Here is a 17,520-nt window from a genome sequence, read left to right as displayed (position 1 = left end):
TCAACCGGATCGCAACGGCGGGCCCGCGGACGGCAGACGCGCGAGGTCCCGCGCGCCGCGAAACCCTTTCTGCGATACCGACGTCTGTACAGGTTGAGGAGTCAGGCGGCGCGTGGCTCAGAATGTCCCTGCCCCGGAGGTGTCCGATGTCGACGCGTTCCCCCCGATCCGGCCCGAGGGTCGGACTTCTGCTCACCGGGATCCTTCTGGTTTGCGGCGCGTGCGGGGGCGGTGGCGCGCCGCCCGACTATACGGCCGAGGAGCTCGAGGCGGCCAAGGCCCGGCTTCGGGACCATGCGCGGCTCCGAACGTTCGAAACCGGCAAGGTGTTCGGCGATGAATGGGTCGCCCGCGCGCCGCACGACGCGGAACTCCGAGGCCTTTATGCCTACCAACTGGTGGGCTGGGGGCTGTCCAGAGAGGTCCACGAGCAAGCCGACGCGATCCTCGCGGACGATCCCGATGATCCCTGGGGTCTCTACACGAAAGCCTACGCGCTCCTCGTCGAAGGCGAAGCGAAACCGGCCCACGAGATGGCCCTGAAGGCGTGGGAGGCCTCGCCGCGGCCGGAGTTCGCCTTTCTCTACATCCAGGCGCTGCGGCGTGACGATTTCGAAGCGGCGCGCGAGTTTCTCGAGGCGCTGGATGAGGAGTCCCGAGCCACCCCGGAGGTCTTCCGCATGAAGGCCGAACTCGAGTCGCAGGCCCGCTACGAACTGCAGGATCCGACATGGGCGGACTCCAGCCGAGCGACCTGGACGGAGTTCGGGGAGATGTTTCCCGACCATGTGCTCGGATACATGAGGCTGGCAAACGAAGCCTACAACGCCCGTCGCATGGACGAGTGGACGCCGCTCATGGAGGCGGCCCTCGACCTCGCGCCGGGGTCGATGGAAGTGCGGCGCCAGCACTGGCGGGGCTTGTGGATGTCCGAACTCCTCCCGAGAGAAGAGCGCCACCCGGCCGTGGAAGCGAGCATGGGGGCATTCCGGGAGGCGAGCCCCGAGACGCTGCGCGGCCTGAATGGCATGGCCTCCATGTACCGGGAGATGGACGACGAAGAGAGCGCGGCCGAACTCGAGGCCCGGGTCGTGGAGCGTGACCCGGGAAGCTATCACGCCTCAATGGTCTACCTGGCGGAGATGCGGGGGGAGGACGAAAAGCTCTACGAGCTCAGAGAGGAGCACGGGGAGGACTCGCCGGAATACCGTGCGCAGCTCGCTGTCGTGCGAGACGCCGTCCATGACTACCTGGACCGGCCGCTCTATGGCGACACCTACAAGGGCGGCGCGTACATCAACCTCTACTCTGCGCTCAAGGCGATGGACCCCGTCCCGGCCGAGGAGTTGGCCGAGGCCATCCGGGGCATGGTGGAGTACGAACGCCTCAATCCCCACATCACGTACGGGGACGCCCCGCTCGCCATGATCGATCACACGCCCTACGCGCTTGAAGCCGCGGACCTCGTGCGCGAAGGCGTGCCCATCATGCTGGAGCGCGTCATGGAGTCGCGCGATTTCTACGACACGGAAGGCGAGTTCGACCAGGCCCTCCGGGGCGCCCTGAGCGGCATCTACGATGTGATCGGGTGGGCCCATTTCAAGGCCGGCCGCACGGAGGACGGGCGCCATACGATCGAGCGTGCCCTGGCGATCGCCGACCGTAACCGGGATGCGAGGTACCACCTGGGGCAGGTGTACGAGCAACTGGCCGCCGAGAGGGAAGAGGAGGGAGACGCCGAGGCCGTGACGGAGTGGCTGGATCAGGCCGAGGACTCCTATATCGCGGGCTTCGGAGCCGGCCGGGGCGAGAACCCCAATGAAACCGCCCTCGAAGCTCTCTACGAGCGCCGCAACGGGGGCCGCGAGGGGATCGAGGAGTACCTCGCCACCCTGGACGAACGGGACCGGATCCGGCGCCGCGAGCGTATCCTGGAGTCGCGGGTCGAGGCCGCCGGGACGTACGAGCCATTCCATCTCGCCCGGCTCGATGGCGAATTGGTCGACTCGGCGGACCTCGAGGGGAAGATCGCGGTGCTCCACTTCTGGGGAACGTGGTGCGGGCCGTGCGTCGTCGAGATGCCGGAGTACCAGAAGTTCGATGAGCGCTACCGGGAAGACCCTGAGGTGCGGGTGGTCTCGATCAGCAACGACCGCACGAACGACGTGATCGAGGAATATCTGGCGAAGAACAACTTCGACTTCACGGTGCTGGTCGACGACGACTACGTGGACCGCGCCGGCGTGAACGCGTGGCCGACGACGTGGTTCGTCGACCCGGACGGCTACGTGCAGTTCGTGAAGATCGGCACCGCGCTCAAGCTGGACGAAGAGTTCTCGTGGCGCGTGGAAGCGATCCGCGAAGACACCACCAGCCCCTGACCGGGACGCAACCGGCGATCAGGACACAGGGCTTCAGGAGGTACATCATGTCGCTCCGATCTCCACGGTCCGCCCTCCGGGTCGGACTCCTGCTCGCCTGCGCAGCGCACGCGAGTTGCGGCGCGTCACCCGACTACACGGCCGAGGACCTCGAAGCGGCCACGGCCCAGCTTCGGGATCATGTGCGGCTCCGTACGTTCGAGACCGGTCTCCTGTTCGGCGAGGGATGGGTCGCGCGCGCCCCGGACGATGCCGAACTCCGGGCGCTCTACGCCCGACAGCTCGCGGGCTGGCGGCTGTCCAGGGAGATCCGGGAACAGGCGGACGCCGTCTTCACCGACGATCCGGACAGCCCCTGGGGCCTCCATATCCAGGCGCTTGGACATCTTGCCGGGAGTGACTGGGATCCAGCCGTAGAGCCAAGTCGCCGGGCCTGGGAGGCGTTACCGCTTCCGGAATTCGCCGCCACGTACCTTCAGGTGCTCGGCTACAGTGACTTCGAAGCGGCGTTCGACTTCCTTGAAACCCTGGACGCGGAGACTCGCGACACGCCGGAACTCTTCGCGGCGCGGGCCGCGTTGGAGAACCAGGCGCGGTATCGGCGCGAGGATCCCGCCTGGGCGGACTCGAGCCTCGCCACGTACACGGAGATGCGGGAGCGGTGGCCGGATCATGTCGATGGCTACCTGCGTCCGGCCGAGGATCTCTTCCGCGCCAATCGGTCCGAAGAGGCGCTGCCGCTGATCGAACAGGCGGTAGCCCTTTCCCCGGGCTCGGTGGACGTGCGGCAGTGGCACTGGTGGATTCTGTTCGAGTCGGAAGTGCTTCCGGCCGATGAGCGGCGGCCGGCGGTCGAGGCGAGCATCGCCGAGTTCCAGGACGCGGCACCCGAATCTGTACGGGGGTTCTCCGCGCTGGCGGCCATGTACCGCGATCTGGAAGACGAACAGCGCGCGCGGGAACTCGAAGCGGCGATCGTGGAACGGGATCCCACGAGCCGTCACGCATCGCTCGTCTACCTGCGTCAGGCGCGGGCTCCAAGCCAGGAATTGCGTCGGATTCGAGAGGACCACGGCGAGGACTCGCCCGAGTACCGCGCCCAACTCGAAGTCGTCCGCGACGCCGTGTACGAGTACCTCGAACGGCCACACTACGATGACACCTACCTCGGCGGCGCTTACATCGACCTTTTCTACGCGCTTCAGGACATGGACCCGATCCCGGCGGAGGAACTGGCCGAGGCGGTGAGGGGACTGGTGGAGTACGAACGACTGAATCCCCACATCACCTACGGGACGGCCCTGCGCGCCATGATCGACCACACCCCGTACGCCGAGGAGGCCGCGGAACTCGCGCGCAATGGGCTTACGGCTTCGATCGACTACGTCCGGAGGCTGCGGAGCATCTTCGACACGGAGGGCGAACTGGAGCAGGCGGCTCGGGGTTCTCTAAGCGGCGTCTATGACGGGATGGGTTGGGCCTACTTCAAGGCCGGGCGGATCGAGGACGCACGGCACACGCTCGAGCGGGCGCTGGTCCTCTCGGAGAACGGGCAGGCCCGGTTCCACGTCGGTCAAGTGTATGAGCACCTGGCCGCCGAGGCCGAGGAGAGAGAGGACGAAGAGCAGGCGGTCGAGTGGCTGGACCGGGCCGAGGATTCCTATATCGCCGGGTTCGGCGGAACGCGAGGAGAGAACCTGAACGAGGCGGCACTCGAGGCGTTGTACGAGCGTCGTCGCGGGACGCGTGACGGGATCGAGGAATACCTCGCGACGCTCGATGAACGCGACCGGATCCGGCGCCGCGAGCGCATCCTCGAGTCGCGGGTCGAGGCGGCGGGGACCTACGAGTCGTTCCAGCTCGCCCGGCTGGACGGCGACTTCGTAGACTCGGCGGACCTCGAGGGGAAGATCGCCGTGTTGCACTTCTGGGGGACGTGGTGCGGGCCGTGTATCGCCGAGATGCCCGGATACCAGAAGTTCGACGCCCGCTATCGCGACGACCCCGAGGTCGCGGTGCTTTCGATCAGCAACGACAAGGCGACCGACGTGATCGAGGAGTACCTCGCGAAGAACAATTTCAACTTCACCGTGCTGGTGGATGACGGCTACGTGAACCGCTCGGGCGTGTCCGCGTGGCCCACGACCTGGTTCGTGGACCGGGAAGGCTACGTGCAATTCGTAAAGACCGGCAGCACGATGAAGCTCGACGAGGAGTTCTCGTGGCGCGTAGAGGCGATTCGGGAGGACACCGGCACCCCGTGAGGCTGACATTCGCGGCGCGGCGGCTCCTCGGGCGGATCCGAATATCCGGTCGCCCGGGGGGGGCAGGACGGTGGGCTGGACCCGTCGTCATCCTCGCCATCGTGTGCGGATGTGAGGACGCGAGCGCTCCGCCGCCCCATTCGGCGGCGGAACTCGAAGCGGCGAAGGCCCAACTCAGGGACCATGCGCGGCTCCGCACCTTCGAGGCCGGTCTGCCGTTCGGCGAGGAGTGGGTCGCGCGCGTTCCCGATGACGGCGAGTTGCGGGCGCTCTACGCGCGTCAACTGGCGGGCTGGGGGCTGTTCAGGGAACTTCACGCGCAGGCAGATCGCATCCTCTCGGAAGACGAGGACGACCCTTGGGGTCTCTACGTCCGCGCCCTCGCCTATCTCGCGGAGAGGGAGTACTCGGCCGCCTCCGAGCCCAGCCTGGGGGCATGGGCGGCTTCACCCCGCCCGGAGTTTCTCGCCGCGCACATCGAGTCCATTCGAGCGCGCGGCGCGGAACATCTCCTCGCATTCCTCGGCACGCTCGATTCGGCCACCCTCGCCGCGCCCGAGATCCTGGCGATGCGGGCCGAGATCGCGTCCCAAGCCCGATACGAACTCGGTGATCCGACCCGGGCGGACTCCAGCATGGCCAGCTATGCGGAGCTGCGGGACCGGTGGCCGGATCACATCGACGGCTACCTGCGTCCGGCGGAGAACCTGTTCAGGGCCAACCGGGCGGAGGAAGCGCTCCATCTTGTCGAGCGGGCTCTGGCGCGCACGCCCGGATCCGGGGACGCGCGCTCCCTGCACTGGCGGATCCTGGCGGGATCGAGCCTGCCCGCGGAGCAGCGGCGTCCGGCGGTCGAGGCCAGCATGGCCGAGTTCGTGAACGCGGCTCCCGAGACCGCCCGGGGTCTGTATGCGATGGCGGAGGCGTATCGAAGGCTGGGAGACGGCGTGAAGGCGGCCGAACTCGAGACACGGGTCGTCGAGCGCGCCCCCCACAGCCTTCGCGCGACGCTGATTTACCAGAACGAATACCTGGAGGCCGGCGACACAATGGTCCGGCTGTACCGGGAGGAAGGCCACGATTCGCCCGCCTTCCGGGCGCAACTCAAGGTTGTTCGCGATGCCGTCGACCGGTATCTCGACCGTCCAATCTACGCGAACAAATACAGGGCCCGCGCGTACAGCATCCTCTTTGAGGCGTTGAATTCGATGGACCCGGTGCCGGCCGAACCGCTCGCCGAGGCCGTCCGCGGGTTCGCCACCTACGAACGCGCCTATCCTGTCAACGCCTTCGGGATCGGGGCGGCCGCCATGGCCGATCATACGCCGTACGCGCGGGAGGCGGCCGAGATCGCGCGCAGCGGTCTGCAGACGGTGGTGGATGCGGTGTCGATGGATCGGCACTTATTCAGGACCGAGGGAGAGTTCGAGGAACAGCTGCGCTTCCAGCTGAGCCAGGTATACGACGCGATGGGGTGGGGTTACTTCAAGGCGGGGCGAGCCGAGGACGGGCGTCATGTACTCGAGCGTGCACTGGCGATCGAGGGACGCAATCGCGAGGCCCGATATCACATCGGCCAGGTCTACGAGCACTTCGCGACGCAGGAGCGGGAGCCTGGAGAAGCGGACGTAGCCGCAAGATGGCTGGATCGGGCGGAAGATCACTATATCGCGGGCCTCGCGAACGCCCGCAGAGGCGAGAATCCCAATCAAGCCGCAATCGAGGCGCTGTACGAGCGGCGGGAAGGGGGCCGCGCCGGGATCGAAGAGTACCTGGCGACGCTTGGCCAGCGTGACCGGCTCCGACGGCGGGAACGGATCCTCGAAGCCCGCGTCGAGGCCACCGGGACGTACGAGCCGTTCCAGCTCGCCCGGCTCGACGGCTCGCTCGTGGACTCGGCGGAACTCGAAGGGAAGATCGCCGTGCTTCACTTCTGGGGGACCTGGTGCGGTCCCTGCGTCGTGGAGATGCCGGAATACCAGAAGTTCGACCTCCGGTACCGGGATGACCCCCATGTCCGCGTACTCTCGATCAGCAACGACGCGTCCCGTGACGTCGTCGAGGAGTACCTCCAACGGAACAACTTCGACTTCGAGGTGCTGGTCGATGACGGATATGTCCAGCGGGCGGGCGTAGCGGGCTGGCCGACGACCTGGTTTGTCGACCGGGCCGGCTATATCCGGTTCGTCCAGCGCGGCAGCACGATGAAGCTGGACGAGGAGTTCACGTGGCGCGTCGAAGCCCTCCACGAGGCGTCCGACGGCCGCCCCTGAACTGAACGGACAGGGGCGAGGACTCCCGCCCTCGCGTTACCAGCGGAACTCGGTCCGGGCGGCCTCCGCCGCGACGAGGGTCCGCAGTTCGCGGGCGGTGCCCAGGGGCAGGTAGGGGATCTCCACCTTGTGCGAGGCCGCTCCGGCTCCGGCCGTGTCCACCCTGAGTCGGGCCATCCCCCGGAGTCGGTCGAAGGGCGTCGCGCGCAGGGCCACCACCTGGATCTTGGCGAACCGGGCCACGGTAGTCCGGCGCCACAGCCAGCCGCTCCGGAACCAGACCATGTCGTCCTTGAGCGCCCAGCCGAGGTGGTCCACGTACTTCCGGGCGTAGAGCTCCGCCCACGCGAGGAAGGCGGCGTGAATCGCGACGCCCCATGCTCCGAAGAAGAAATAGGACGGGACCGCAACCAGCGTCGCGACGAAGGCCGCTTCCTTCACGACCCGCCGGAACGCGCCCGGCGAAACGGGCTCCCAGCGCGGCTCGTCGGTTCCAAGTTCGGGCATGACCTCACGCAGGAAGGTCCAGAGACGCGCTCGCCGGAGGATCGGCGCGAGCCGCTGCCGGCGGGGGTCCTCCTCGCCGGCTTGCTTGCCGCCCGCGGTCTGAACTCCGACGGCGACGCGCCGGGCCCAGCGGTGGAGCGGCCCCTCGTGGATCGTGACCGTCTGGACGCGGCGCAGGGGGATCGTCGCCGCCACGCGCGTAAGCATGCCGAACGTGGTTCGCAGCCCTTCCTCGGAGCGCACGACGCGATAGTCGTGGAGCCGGACGAGCGCCCACGCCATCGACAGCAGCCGTGCGAACAGCAGGAGGCCGATGACCAGAGCGACCGCCGCAATGACCGCGGCGACGACCCCCGCACCCGTGACGTCCGCCGCAAAGCCCTCGATCAGGCGGGGCACCGCGGACTCGTCGTCCACCAACGGTTCCGTCAGCCTCTCGAACAGCCCGGTCTCCCACGCGACGCCGAACGCCGCCGCGATGAGAATCATGCCCCGGTTCTGGATCAAGCCGTGGAGAATCAGTTCCCGTGGCGGGAGGTGCAGCAGTGTCCGCGCTCCCTCAACGCCGGCGGGTGCCGGGTCGACCGCCGCCTCTGGACCGCCGGCGGTCTCCGTCGGTGACGGCTCCGGTGCGCCGCCGACAGCCCCCTCCCTCCCCTCGAGAACGCGCTGCCGGAGTACATCGAGGACCGACAGGGGCAGAACCGTCATCGTCGCCTCCGGCTCGTCTCCTCCGCCCGTCTGGATCTTCACCTCGACGACATCGAACAGGCGGTGGAGGACGCCCTGCACCGCGTCGAGATTCTGGATCCGGGCGTACGGCACGTGGCGCTCGCGCCGGAAGAAAAGACCGCTCCGGATCACGAGTTCCGTGGCCTCGTAGCGATAGCGGAACGTGAAGTAGCGGACGACCGACGCCAGGGCGAAGGGCACGAGACCAACAAGGAAGACCGTTCGCATCCCCACGCCGCCCACGAAGCGGGCCGACGCGGCGCCGAAGATCAGCGGAAGGATGGCTCGCCGGATCTGGCCCCAGAGCAGGAACCCGATCGACAGCGGATGCAGCCGGTGTTCGGACGGGTCTCGCGGCTGCGCCGATTCCGGCCTCTCAGACGGCATCGGCGCCCTCGAGCGGCAGGAGGTGATCCCGGATCTCGAGCGCCGTCTCGTGGGCGAGTCCGTCGAGCGACACCTTCGCGTAGTCGGTGCCGGCGGTGTATATGCCGAGCGTCCCGAGCCCGTAGCGCCGCTCGAGCGGCCCCTGCGAGACGTCGGTGTGCTGTACGCGGGAGCGCGGCACGTTGATCGCTTTCCGCCACACGACCCCGTTCCGGATCTCGATGCCGTCCGGGTTCACGGTGTACGAGGCGTGGCGGTGGTGGAGCACCGGCCATTTGTGTAGCCACCAGCCGAGCGCGCCCGTGATCGTGGCCCAGGTGCCCACGAGCAGCGCAGCCACGCCCGCCGGGGGGCCGAAGACCCCCCACAGCACGCCGACAGCCGCCCCCAGCGGGAGCGAGACGCAAGCCGTGACGATGCAGCCGACCACTCGGTGGAGGGGAATCGCTCGCGGATCGAGCGAGCGCCGCACCCCGTCCGCGATCCCGACGGAGGCGGGCTCGGGGATCGTTGGCAGCAAGTTCTCGGGCGGCAAGCGATGCGTCGACTCGTTCATGGCCCCAAGTTACGGCATTCGCGCGGTTCCCGTGTCGGAGATCGAGGTCGGCAAGGTAGGCGACGGCCCGAGAGGAGGCGTCGGTGAGTTCCCCGGAGTCACGCAGCGACGAAGAGCTTCTCGCCGAGTGCAAGGTCGAGACGTTCCGGGCCGGTGGGCCGGGCGGCCAGCACCAGAACAAGACCGAGTCGGGCGTCCGGCTCACACACCACCCGAGCGGCATCGTCGTGACCGCCCGCGACTCTCGCAGCCAGCACCGCAACCGAGCCCGCGCCCTTGCCCGGCTGCGCACCGCTCTGGAAGATCGCGAGCGGGTGCGACCGCCCCGCCGCCCCACGAAGACGCCGCGAGCGGCCCACGAGAAGCGGCTGGACAAGAAACGGCGCCGCTCTCTCACGAAGAAGCAGCGCCGTCGCCCGGGCACCGACGAGGCCTGAGATTTGCTGCCCGTCAGATGCCCCGCCTAGCTTGAATATTGGGAGTATCGGGACTCTGGAGGAGATGCCAATGACGCCCGGAAACAAGGTTGTGATGCGACCGAGGCTCCGGCTGGGCGGCGCGGGCCGCTGGGTGGGGATCCCCCTCCTCTGTCTCCTGCCGGGCGCGGACGGAGGCGCGGGTGTCGTGCCCTTCCACGACTTGGATGCGGTCGAGATTGCGCCGGACTGGTGCGCCCTCGGAGGCGAGAGCCGCACGCAAGCGAGGCTCGGCGCTTCCCTCGACGAAGTGGCTTGGGGTCACTATGAGGCCGGTGCGTGGCAGGAGGCGGTCGAGACGCTGGGCCTGGCGCTGGAAGCCGACCCCACCAATACGCGGGCCTACTACCGCCTCGGCCAGGTGTACGAGGCGCTGGCGGACGATTTCCAGGCGGCGGGCGACCCCGCGACGGCAAACGAGTGGCTGATAAGGGCCGAGGCAGCCTACGTGGCGGGGATCGGTTTCGTTACGCATGGGGAGAACGCATCCGGCGGAGCGGCCGAAGCACTATACGAGCGCCGGAATGGGTCTCGGGACGGGGTCGAATCATACCTCTCGACGCTCGATGTGATCGCCGCGAAGCAGCGGCGGGACCGGGTTCTGAGCCGACGCATCGAGGATACGGAGCCCTATCCCCGGTTCAGGCTTCGCCGCCTGGGGGGCGGACGGCTCGACTCGCGCGACCTCCAGGACAAGATCGTGGTCCTGCACTTCTGGGGCACATGGTGTCCACCCTGCATCCCCGAGTTGCCCGACTTTCGGGAGTTCGCCCGGCGCTACGCGGAAGATCCCGACGTGCGCGTGTTGTCAATCCACGGTTCTCGGGGCAACAGGAAGGACCGGGATGAAACCATGGAGTTCATGGACGAACGCGGGCTGGACTTCGAGGTCCTCATGAACGGCGACTACTCGGCTCGGGTCGGCGTTCGGGGCTGGCCGTTCAGCCTCTTCGCCGATGAGAAAGGCCAGGTCCGGTACGTACAATGCGGCGCCACGGGAGGGCTCGCCGAGGAGTTTGGTTGGCGCGTGGAGGCCCTCCGTCAGGCGATGGTCGATACCGACGGCTGAATCGACAACTGCGCGCAGCGGGAGCCCTGACGGACCCCCGCTACGCTTGCCGGTCAGGTCGTCGTCGTGACGGCCCGCCGCGCGGGACGGTTGTCGTACTTCTCCCACAGACTGCGGTGCTTGTTGTCCAGGTCGGACGGCACGCCCTTGATGAACACCCATTCGATCGCGGTGGTGATCTCGAGCGGATCCCCGTCCGTCACGATCAGGTTGCCGACCTTGCCGACCTCGAGCGACCCCAACCGGTCATCGACCCCGAGCACGCGCGCCGGCGCCAGCGTAACGGCTTCAAGCGCGGCGTCCTGCGGAAGCCCCCACGACACGGAGTTGGCGGCCTCGTAGGGCAGCGTCCGCGAGTCGGCCGAGTTGAAGGTCGCGAAGGCGATCTCGACCCCGGCATCGTGGAGCACACCGGGCAGCGTGTTGGGATCGTCGTACCCGGTGTCCTCACCCTGCGGCAGCCGCTGCACCGGCCCCAGAATCACCGGGATGTTCTTCTCGGCCAGCGTGCCCGCGATCTCGCGCGCACCGTTTCCGCCCGCGATGGCGAGGTCCAGGTTCCACTTCTCGGCGAACTCGATCGCCGACTCCATCTCCCGCCAGCCGTTCGCACGCACGATGACCTTCATCCCGCGGTCGAGGACGCGCGAGAGGTGCTCAAGCTGGATGTTACGCTCCACGCGGTCCGAGCCGGACTCCACCGCCTGCTTGTAGTGCTGCGCGGCGACGAACCACGAGTCCATCTCCGCGACTTCCTCGTCGAAGCGCTCCTGCGCCTGACGGAAGGAACGCCCTCCCCCGCCGCCGCCGAAGCCGCCAAACCTGCCGCCGCCGGCCGAGAGGGTGGGCCATCCGATGACCATGGCCGCGGTCTTCTCGATCTCCATCTCCTCCACCGTCCAGCCGTCGAGATGGATCAGGGTCGCCTGGCCCTGGATGCCGGAGCCTCCGCCACCGCCGAAGCGGCCGCCGCCGCCCGGCGCGGCCATCGTGTGCGTGATCCCGTTCGCGCGCGCGACCGGGATGTGTTCGCTCGCCGGGTGGATCGCTGTATGCGCGTTGAGATGCGGGTTCCAGCGGCCCAGTTCGCTCGCGTCGTTCGTCACCGCGACGGCTCCGACTTCGGTGAGCCCCAGCGAGCTGAAGGCGTCGATCATCCCGGGAAAGACGTGCTTCCCTTCCCCGTCGATGATCTCGGCGTCGGCCGGGATCTCGACGTCGCGCCCGACCGCGATGATTTGGCCGCCCCTGAGCATGATCGTCCCGTTCTCGATCGCGCCGTTCGCCACCGTGTGGATCGTGGCCCCGCGCACCGCGAACGTCCCCCCCTCCTGCGCGACGGCCTCGGCCGGCAGGGCAAGTCCGACAGCTCCGAGGACCGCCGCGGTCGCGATTATCGACTTCACCATGGTGTCGATCCTGTCGTCTGTATTGTTCCCGAGGGTGTTTCCGGATCTACGAGTCATCGTCCACCTCCCGACCGCCTGCCCGGATCGCGCTCGTCTCCGGAATCTCCGGAGTCGCCGGCCTCGCCGAGCATCTCTCGCAGTTCCGCCTTCTCCGCTTCTATCGCGGCGCGCATCGCCATGTCCGCGTCGATATCGAACACGATTTCGCCGTCGATATACGTCGTGCGAACCTTCGCGTAGGAGGAGAGCGGATAGTTCTCCCACAGGACGACATCCGCGTCCTTCCCCTCCTCGAGCGACCCCACCCGGTCGTCGATCATGAGCTGGATCGCCGGGTTGATCGTCACGAGCGCGAGCGCCTCGGCCTCGCTCAGGCCGCCCCACTTCATCGTCTTGGCCGCCTCCTGATTGAGGTGCCGTCCCTCTTCCCCGCTGTCGGAGTTGATGGAGACGACAACCCCGCGCCGGGTCATGATCGCCGCGTTGTAGGGAATCGCCTCGTAGGCCTCCATCTTGTAGGCCCACCAGTCCGAGAAGGTGGAGGCGTGGGCCCCGTGCTCCGCCATCTCGTCGGCGACGCGGTAGCCTTCGAGCACATGCTGGAAGGTGTGGATGCGGAAATCGAACTCCTCCGCCACCCGCATGAGCTGCAGAATCTCGTCCGCGCGGTAGCTGTGCGCGTGGACGTAGCGCGTACCCTCGAGGATCTCGACCAGCGGATCCATGGTCAGGTTCCGGCGCGGCGGGATCGCGTTCCGTTCGCCGCCGGCCACCCGCGCGCGATAGGCGTCCCACTCCGCCTTGTACTCGGTGGCCTCGATGAAGGCCTGCCGGATCACGTCCATCACCCCCATGCGCGAGGCGGGATAGCGCGACTCCTGCCCGGGAATCGTGGCACTGCCGGCCCGCTTCGGGTTCTCGCCGAGCGCGAACTTGATCGTCGGCGGAGCACCCTGGAACAGGAGGCCCTGCGCGTTCGCGCCCCAGCGGTGCTTGATGACGGCGTTGTTCCCGCCGATCGGGTTCGCGCTGCCGTGCATCACGTGCGACGTCGTCGTGCCGCCCGCCGCCTCGCGATAGATCGCGATATCGGTCGGGTCGATCACATCGTGGATCGAGACCATGGAGGAGACGGAGACCGCCCCTTCGTTGATCGCGTCGGCCGCGATGTGTGAGTGGGCGTCGATGATCCCGGGCGTCACGAACTTGCCCGTCCCGTCGATCACGACCGCGTCGGAGGGCGCCTCCACCTCGGAGGAAGGCCCCACGGCGACGATCCGCCCGTTCTGGAAGAGCACGGCGCCGTCCTCGATCTTCCCGGCTTCCGCCGCGGTGAGGATCGTCGCGCCCCTGATGAGGATCGGCTGCTCCTGCGCGGCCATCCCGCCCGGGATTCCGAGCCCGAGGCCGAGCGTCAGCCACCCGGCACCGACCCGCTTGATGCTGTGTCTCATCGGACACCTCCCCCGGGCCGCGTGCCCGTGAAGTCCATGTTGAACCTGCCCTCGACCGAGGCGTTGCCTTCGATGGAATCGCCCTCGACCGTGCCGGTGTAGACGATCTCGACCTCGCGCCCCGGCGCCATCGAGCCCGTCACCGTAATGCTGAACTCGTTGCCGCTCACCCAGCCGTCGACGATCCGCTGCTCACCGCGCTCGCCCTGGATGACGCCGCTGATCGTGCCGTCCTCCGACACCTCGAGTTCGGCCGTCGCTTCCTGCGAATCGTTGTTGAGGGAGAGGAGCCAGGTGCCGTTCATGTCGACCGCCGGCGCCTCCGTGGGCCGCGGCTCGGGCGCCTCTTCCTCGAACCTGTGGCCGTCGACGAAGACCATCCGGATCTCGGTGTCCTCGTCGAACAGCGGGCCATCGGTCACGACGAGGTTGGCGATCTTCCCGGCCTCGACGGAGCCCAGCATCGCGTCCACGCCGTAGATCCGAGCCGGCGCGCCGGTGAGCCCGTCGAGCGCGGCCTCTTCGGTGAGCCCGTTCTCGATCGCGGTCCGTACGTTGTTCATAAGCGCGCGTGGGCTGCCGGCCGAGCCGCTGTAGAAGGCCCACTCCACGCCTGCCTCCTCGAGCCGGGCCGGCGTGGTCGGCGCGTAGGCCCGCCGCTTGAGCGACGAGAGCGACTCTTCGGCCTCCGGATCCACGTCGCGGTTCCGCTCCGGCCAGTCCGCATTGACGAGGACCGGGACCCCGGCGGCCGCGATCTCGTCGGCCACTTCGTAGGCCTCGTGCCCGCCGGCGAGGACCGGCCGGGCGCCCGTGTCGCGCCCAAGCTTGATCGCCCGGCGGATCTCACGCACCTCGTTCGCCGGCATGACGGTCGGCCAGCCCCCCGCGATCGCCGCCTGCACCGGGCCGAGCGCCCGATCGTAGGTGGGTCGCGGCTGCCCGCTCGGGTTCGCCATGTAGCGCGCCTCGTACTGCCGGCTGTGCTCCGCGTCCAGATAGAGCTGCCGAACGTAGGAGATCACGCCCATCAGCGAGCCCGGGAAACTGCGGAACCCACCCGCGCCGCTCATCGTGATGCGGAGCGCCGCGGGCGCCTTCACGACCATCTCCTGCGCGCCGCCCGCGAGGTTCACGACGGCGCCCTGCCCGGTGACGATCCCGTCGTCCGGCGCCACCAGGGCGTTCGTGAACCCGGCGCTGCGCCAAGTCGCGATCGCGTCGGAGTCCGGGTCCAGCATGTCGGCGGCGTTGAGCCACGAATTGGTCGCCGGGCGGTCCTCGGGCCTCACGGTGCGGGGCTGGTTCCCCTGCTGCGCGAGCAGGAGGAAGGGGTTGCCCCCTCCGCCTCCGCCGCCGCCGCCGCCGTTGCCTCCCTGGGAGATCATCCCGACCTGCGAGAGGCCGTCGAACAGGCCGGGGTAGACGGTCAGGCCGGAGGCGTCGATGACCCAGGCGTCGCCGGGGACGTCGACATCGGCGCCGACAGCCTCGATCAGGCCGTTGGCGACGACGACGGTGCCGTTCTCGATCACGGCGCCCGTGCCGGTCACGATGCGCGCGTTCTGGAGGGCGAAGAACGGGGGAGGGACCGGGGTCTGGCTCGGCATGTACTGCGCGGCCGCGGGCGCCGGGACGGCGAGCCCGAACAGCGGCGCGAGGAGCAGGCCCGGGACCACCCCGCCCGCCCATCGGCGCGCGAGTGCGGTTCGGTTCATCAGAGGTACTTCCTTCCCAGTGGGTCCATCGTTGAGGATCCGTCCCCGTGGTTGGGCGGATCCTTCCCAGCGTGTCTCTTGAGAACACGCGGACGAGAATCTCCGTTCAGTGACGGCCGTCGTCAACGGCGTCATCATGGCGACGCGGCGGCGCTCGACGGAACCCGGCGGCGTGCTGCATCCTTAGGTTGACGAGGCTCCTGATCGCCGGGAGGTCGGAAGAGATGGGTCGCCGGGGGCGCACCCGCTCGAAGGGTCGGAACGGCGACGCACGGGCGTGTGGCACCACCCTCACCCGTGGGCAATTCAGCCCCCGGGCGGCCTGATGGTCAAGCCGCCCGGCCAGTTGCGGGAAACCGGGACTACCGAAACATGGTACCCGGCCGCCTCGCTCTTCCCTGCCGCAGCCGCGGGAAACGACCCGGGAAAACCTCCTGGTCCTTCTGGACCGCCTCGGGCATCGCCTTGGGAACCCCTCCGAAGGGATCTCGGAAGCGATCGGCGTCCGCGTCGCCCCCCTCCCCCAGGATCAGCGTGTAGTCCCCCGGTTGGCCCTCGTACCCACGCACCATCACGTAGTACGTCCCGGCAGCCAGGGTCTCGTCGATCAGGAAGTTGGTCCCTGCGCCGTCGTCATCATTCCTCGCGATCTCGTCGCTATCCGCATCGTACAGATGCCCATAGGTGTCTGAGGTGCCCTCCGTGAATACCCGCAGCGGGAAGCTGTCCGACGGGATCGCGACCTCGAAGAAATCCTGGTCGTCCCGGATCAGATTCGCGTGCACCGTATCGCCGACCGACACGGTCGTGGCCGTCACGATCCCGTTGCCGTGATCGTCGGGCTCTCTCTCCTCGAGATTCAGTGTATACTCCCCGTCGCTGTCGTGGAACCCCCGGACACCCACGTAGTACGTCCCGGCACTCACGTCCGCGGTGACCCGAAAGTTGTTGCCCGGCCCCGAGTCATCATCGCTGATGATGACTGCGCCGTCCGCGTCGTACAGATGCCCATACGTGTCCGTAGCGCCCGTCGTGTACGCAAGCAGCCGGTGGTCCGCCGGGACTGTGATCTCGAAGATATCGATGTCCGAGGGTGTCAGAACGCCGTGCGCCATACCCAAGAGGGCCGTCGGCGTGGCCGTCAGGGGCAAGTCGCCGTGATCGTCGTCGGACTCCGTCACCTCCTCCAGAATCAGCGAATAACTCCCCGTGGCGCCCCTGAATCCCCGGACGAGCAGATAGTACGTTCGGTCGGCGTACAGCTGCCGCACGATGCGGAAACCGTCACCCTGGGCGGAGTTGTTGTTGAATGCGAGGACCGTGCCCGCCGAATCCTGCAGGGTCCCCGCAGTGTCGATCTCGCCCTCCGTGCTCATACTCAGCCGGAAGCCGTCCGTCGGGACCGTGACCGCGAACCAATCGTTGTCTTCGGGCCCCAATTCGGCGGTTATCGTCTCGCCTGGCGTCACAGGTGCGGCCACCGAAGCCGAGTCGCCGTACTCCGCTGTGGCCCGAAACGCTGTCACGGCGACCTGGCCGTCCGAATCGCGGGCGCTCAACGTCACGTCGGCCAAACCCTCGCCCACGGCTTCCAGAGTTAGCGCAGGGCCGGCTAGAGCGGTGGTCAGGACGCCGTCGTCCGACGACGTCGCCCGGAAGGTCAGGGCCTCGCCCTCCGGGTCCGTGAAGTAGGTGGTCATGCTTAACTCAACGGTGTCGCCAATCCAGATCGCCTGGGCGGGCACCGGTCGGACCGTCGGCGGTGCGCTGGGCGGCGGGGGAGGAGGAGGGGTCGGGGTCATTGGATCCTCGCCGCAAGCGGCAACGAGGCCGATACCGGCGGTGAGAAACAGACGACCTACACGACGCGCTGGATTCCGGTGCTGCATTTCCGATTCCTCCGTCTAACCCCTGAACGGGCACCGTGAGGCAGTTGTAGACCGACTTATGTAGAGGTGCTATCCATATGCAGTCTCGAGACTTCGCCGCCCGAGCGCAAGTAATCCTCCTCCCTGGTGGATCCGACGAGGCGTGTCCCGCTCTGTCTCCCGCTTTCAGCGCGGGGGAACCCTCGGGGCCATGTCGCCGGCCGGGACCAGGGGCGCGTGCTTCAAGGAAGAGTTGCCGTTGTGGTGCGGAACGGACACAGGCCCTTCAAGCGCACTCTCGATTGGTGGGCGGAATCGGAGAGTCGTTCTCCGCGCCCAAGGCGAGCGCGGAGTCGCCATCGCATCCCGGGCTGCACAAGGGCATGAGGAGTACAAGAGGGGCATCGTTGTTGGCGGGACCGGTTC

The 17,520-nt window shown here is 68.0% G+C and carries 11 protein-coding genes; 5 read left to right on the top strand and 6 right to left on the bottom strand.

Annotated elements, in window-relative coordinates:
- The first annotated feature begins 146 nt into the window (after nt 1-146).
- From ACOQPP_RS02855 to ACOQPP_RS02845, 3 genes are read left to right on the top strand one after another with little or no spacing between them, the layout of a single operon-like run.
- Nucleotides 147-2,381, top strand: coding sequence for a redoxin domain-containing protein (locus ACOQPP_RS02855; RefSeq protein ID WP_419165670.1), 2,235 nt, complete (start codon nt 147-149; stop codon nt 2,379-2,381).
- Nucleotides 2,382-2,428: 47 nt separating this feature from the next.
- Entirely contained in the window at nt 2,429-4,645 is a 2,217-nt protein-coding gene (locus tag ACOQPP_RS02850; RefSeq protein ID WP_420635850.1) for a redoxin domain-containing protein, read from the top strand.
- Entirely contained in the window at nt 4,642-6,918 is a 2,277-nt protein-coding gene (locus ACOQPP_RS02845) for a redoxin domain-containing protein (protein ID WP_420635849.1), read from the top strand. The genes ACOQPP_RS02850 and ACOQPP_RS02845 overlap by 4 nt, the downstream gene beginning before the upstream one ends.
- A gap of 36 nt (nt 6,919-6,954) precedes the next feature.
- Here the strand turns inward: ACOQPP_RS02845 and ACOQPP_RS02840 are convergent, their stop codons facing one another.
- Together ACOQPP_RS02840 and ACOQPP_RS02835 are read right to left on the bottom strand one after the other, a co-directional pair.
- Nucleotides 6,955-8,544 carry a PH domain-containing protein gene (locus ACOQPP_RS02840; protein WP_420635848.1) on the bottom strand — a complete coding sequence of 530 codons (1,590 nt, stop codon included), beginning with the start codon at nt 8,542-8,544 and terminating at the stop codon, nt 6,955-6,957.
- A complete protein-coding gene (locus tag ACOQPP_RS02835) occupies nt 8,534-9,064 on the bottom strand; it encodes a PH domain-containing protein (protein WP_420635847.1) in 531 nt (176 codons plus the stop codon). The genes ACOQPP_RS02840 and ACOQPP_RS02835 overlap by 11 nt, the downstream gene beginning before the upstream one ends.
- 119 nt (nt 9,065-9,183) lie before the next feature.
- On the opposite strand from ACOQPP_RS02835, the gene ACOQPP_RS02830 reads away from it, so the two are divergent.
- Together ACOQPP_RS02830 and ACOQPP_RS02825 are read left to right on the top strand one after the other, a co-directional pair.
- Nucleotides 9,184-9,537, top strand: coding sequence for a peptide chain release factor-like protein (locus ACOQPP_RS02830; protein WP_419165665.1), 354 nt, complete (start codon nt 9,184-9,186; stop codon nt 9,535-9,537).
- A gap of 70 nt (nt 9,538-9,607) precedes the next feature.
- The gene (locus ACOQPP_RS02825) at nt 9,608-10,645 is read left to right on the top strand and encodes a redoxin domain-containing protein (RefSeq protein ID WP_420635846.1); all 1,038 of its coding nucleotides are present in this window, start codon (nt 9,608-9,610) and stop codon (nt 10,643-10,645) included.
- Between the two features lie 53 nt (nt 10,646-10,698).
- Here the strand turns inward: ACOQPP_RS02825 and ACOQPP_RS02820 are convergent, their stop codons facing one another.
- From ACOQPP_RS02820 to ACOQPP_RS02805, 4 genes are all read right to left on the bottom strand, one after another.
- Complete coding sequence (locus tag ACOQPP_RS02820; RefSeq protein ID WP_420635845.1) at nt 10,699-12,111, bottom strand: amidohydrolase family protein; 1,413 nt, start codon at nt 12,109-12,111, stop codon at nt 10,699-10,701.
- On the bottom strand, nt 12,108-13,508 hold the full coding sequence (locus ACOQPP_RS02815; protein WP_420635844.1) for an amidohydrolase family protein: 1,401 nt from the start codon (nt 13,506-13,508) through the stop codon (nt 12,108-12,110). Before ACOQPP_RS02815 ends, ACOQPP_RS02820 begins: the two co-directional genes overlap by 4 nt.
- Complete coding sequence (locus tag ACOQPP_RS02810; protein WP_420635843.1) at nt 13,505-15,226, bottom strand: amidohydrolase family protein; 1,722 nt, start codon at nt 15,224-15,226, stop codon at nt 13,505-13,507. The genes ACOQPP_RS02815 and ACOQPP_RS02810 overlap by 4 nt, the downstream gene beginning before the upstream one ends.
- A 362-nt stretch (nt 15,227-15,588) precedes the next feature.
- Nucleotides 15,589-16,926 (bottom strand): hypothetical protein, encoded by a 1,338-nt coding sequence (locus ACOQPP_RS02805; RefSeq protein WP_420635842.1) that lies wholly within the window; start codon nt 16,924-16,926, stop codon nt 15,589-15,591.
- Between the last annotated feature and the right edge of the window lie 594 nt (nt 16,927-17,520).

The sequence above is a fragment of the Candidatus Palauibacter sp. genome, assembly GCF_965222475.1.
Classification (GTDB): Bacteria; Gemmatimonadota; Gemmatimonadetes; order Palauibacterales; family Palauibacteraceae; genus Palauibacter.
Note: the sequence above shows the minus strand (reverse complement) of the source record. Positions and strands in the feature narration are given on the sequence as shown.

What these genes read in the sequence shown, in the direction of transcription:
- ACOQPP_RS02820 (WP_420635845.1), bottom strand. Translation starts at nt 12,111, where the DNA reads ATGACTCGTAGATCCGGAAACACCCTCGGGAACAATACAGACGACAGG.
- ACOQPP_RS02805 (WP_420635842.1), bottom strand. Translation starts at nt 16,926, where the DNA reads ATGACCACCTACTTCACGGACCCGGAGGGCGAGGCCCTGACCTTCCGG.
- ACOQPP_RS02810 (WP_420635843.1), bottom strand. Translation starts at nt 15,226, where the DNA reads ATGAACCGAACCGCACTCGCGCGCCGATGGGCGGGCGGGGTGGTCCCG.
- ACOQPP_RS02855 (WP_419165670.1), top strand. Translation starts at nt 147, where the DNA reads ATGTCGACGCGTTCCCCCCGATCCGGCCCGAGGGTCGGACTTCTGCTC.
- ACOQPP_RS02825 (WP_420635846.1), top strand. Translation starts at nt 9,608, where the DNA reads ATGACGCCCGGAAACAAGGTTGTGATGCGACCGAGGCTCCGGCTGGGC.
- ACOQPP_RS02815 (WP_420635844.1), bottom strand. Translation starts at nt 13,508, where the DNA reads ATGAGACACAGCATCAAGCGGGTCGGTGCCGGGTGGCTGACGCTCGGC.
- ACOQPP_RS02840 (WP_420635848.1), bottom strand. Translation starts at nt 8,544, where the DNA reads ATGCCGTCTGAGAGGCCGGAATCGGCGCAGCCGCGAGACCCGTCCGAA.
- ACOQPP_RS02850 (WP_420635850.1), top strand. Translation starts at nt 2,429, where the DNA reads ATGTCGCTCCGATCTCCACGGTCCGCCCTCCGGGTCGGACTCCTGCTC.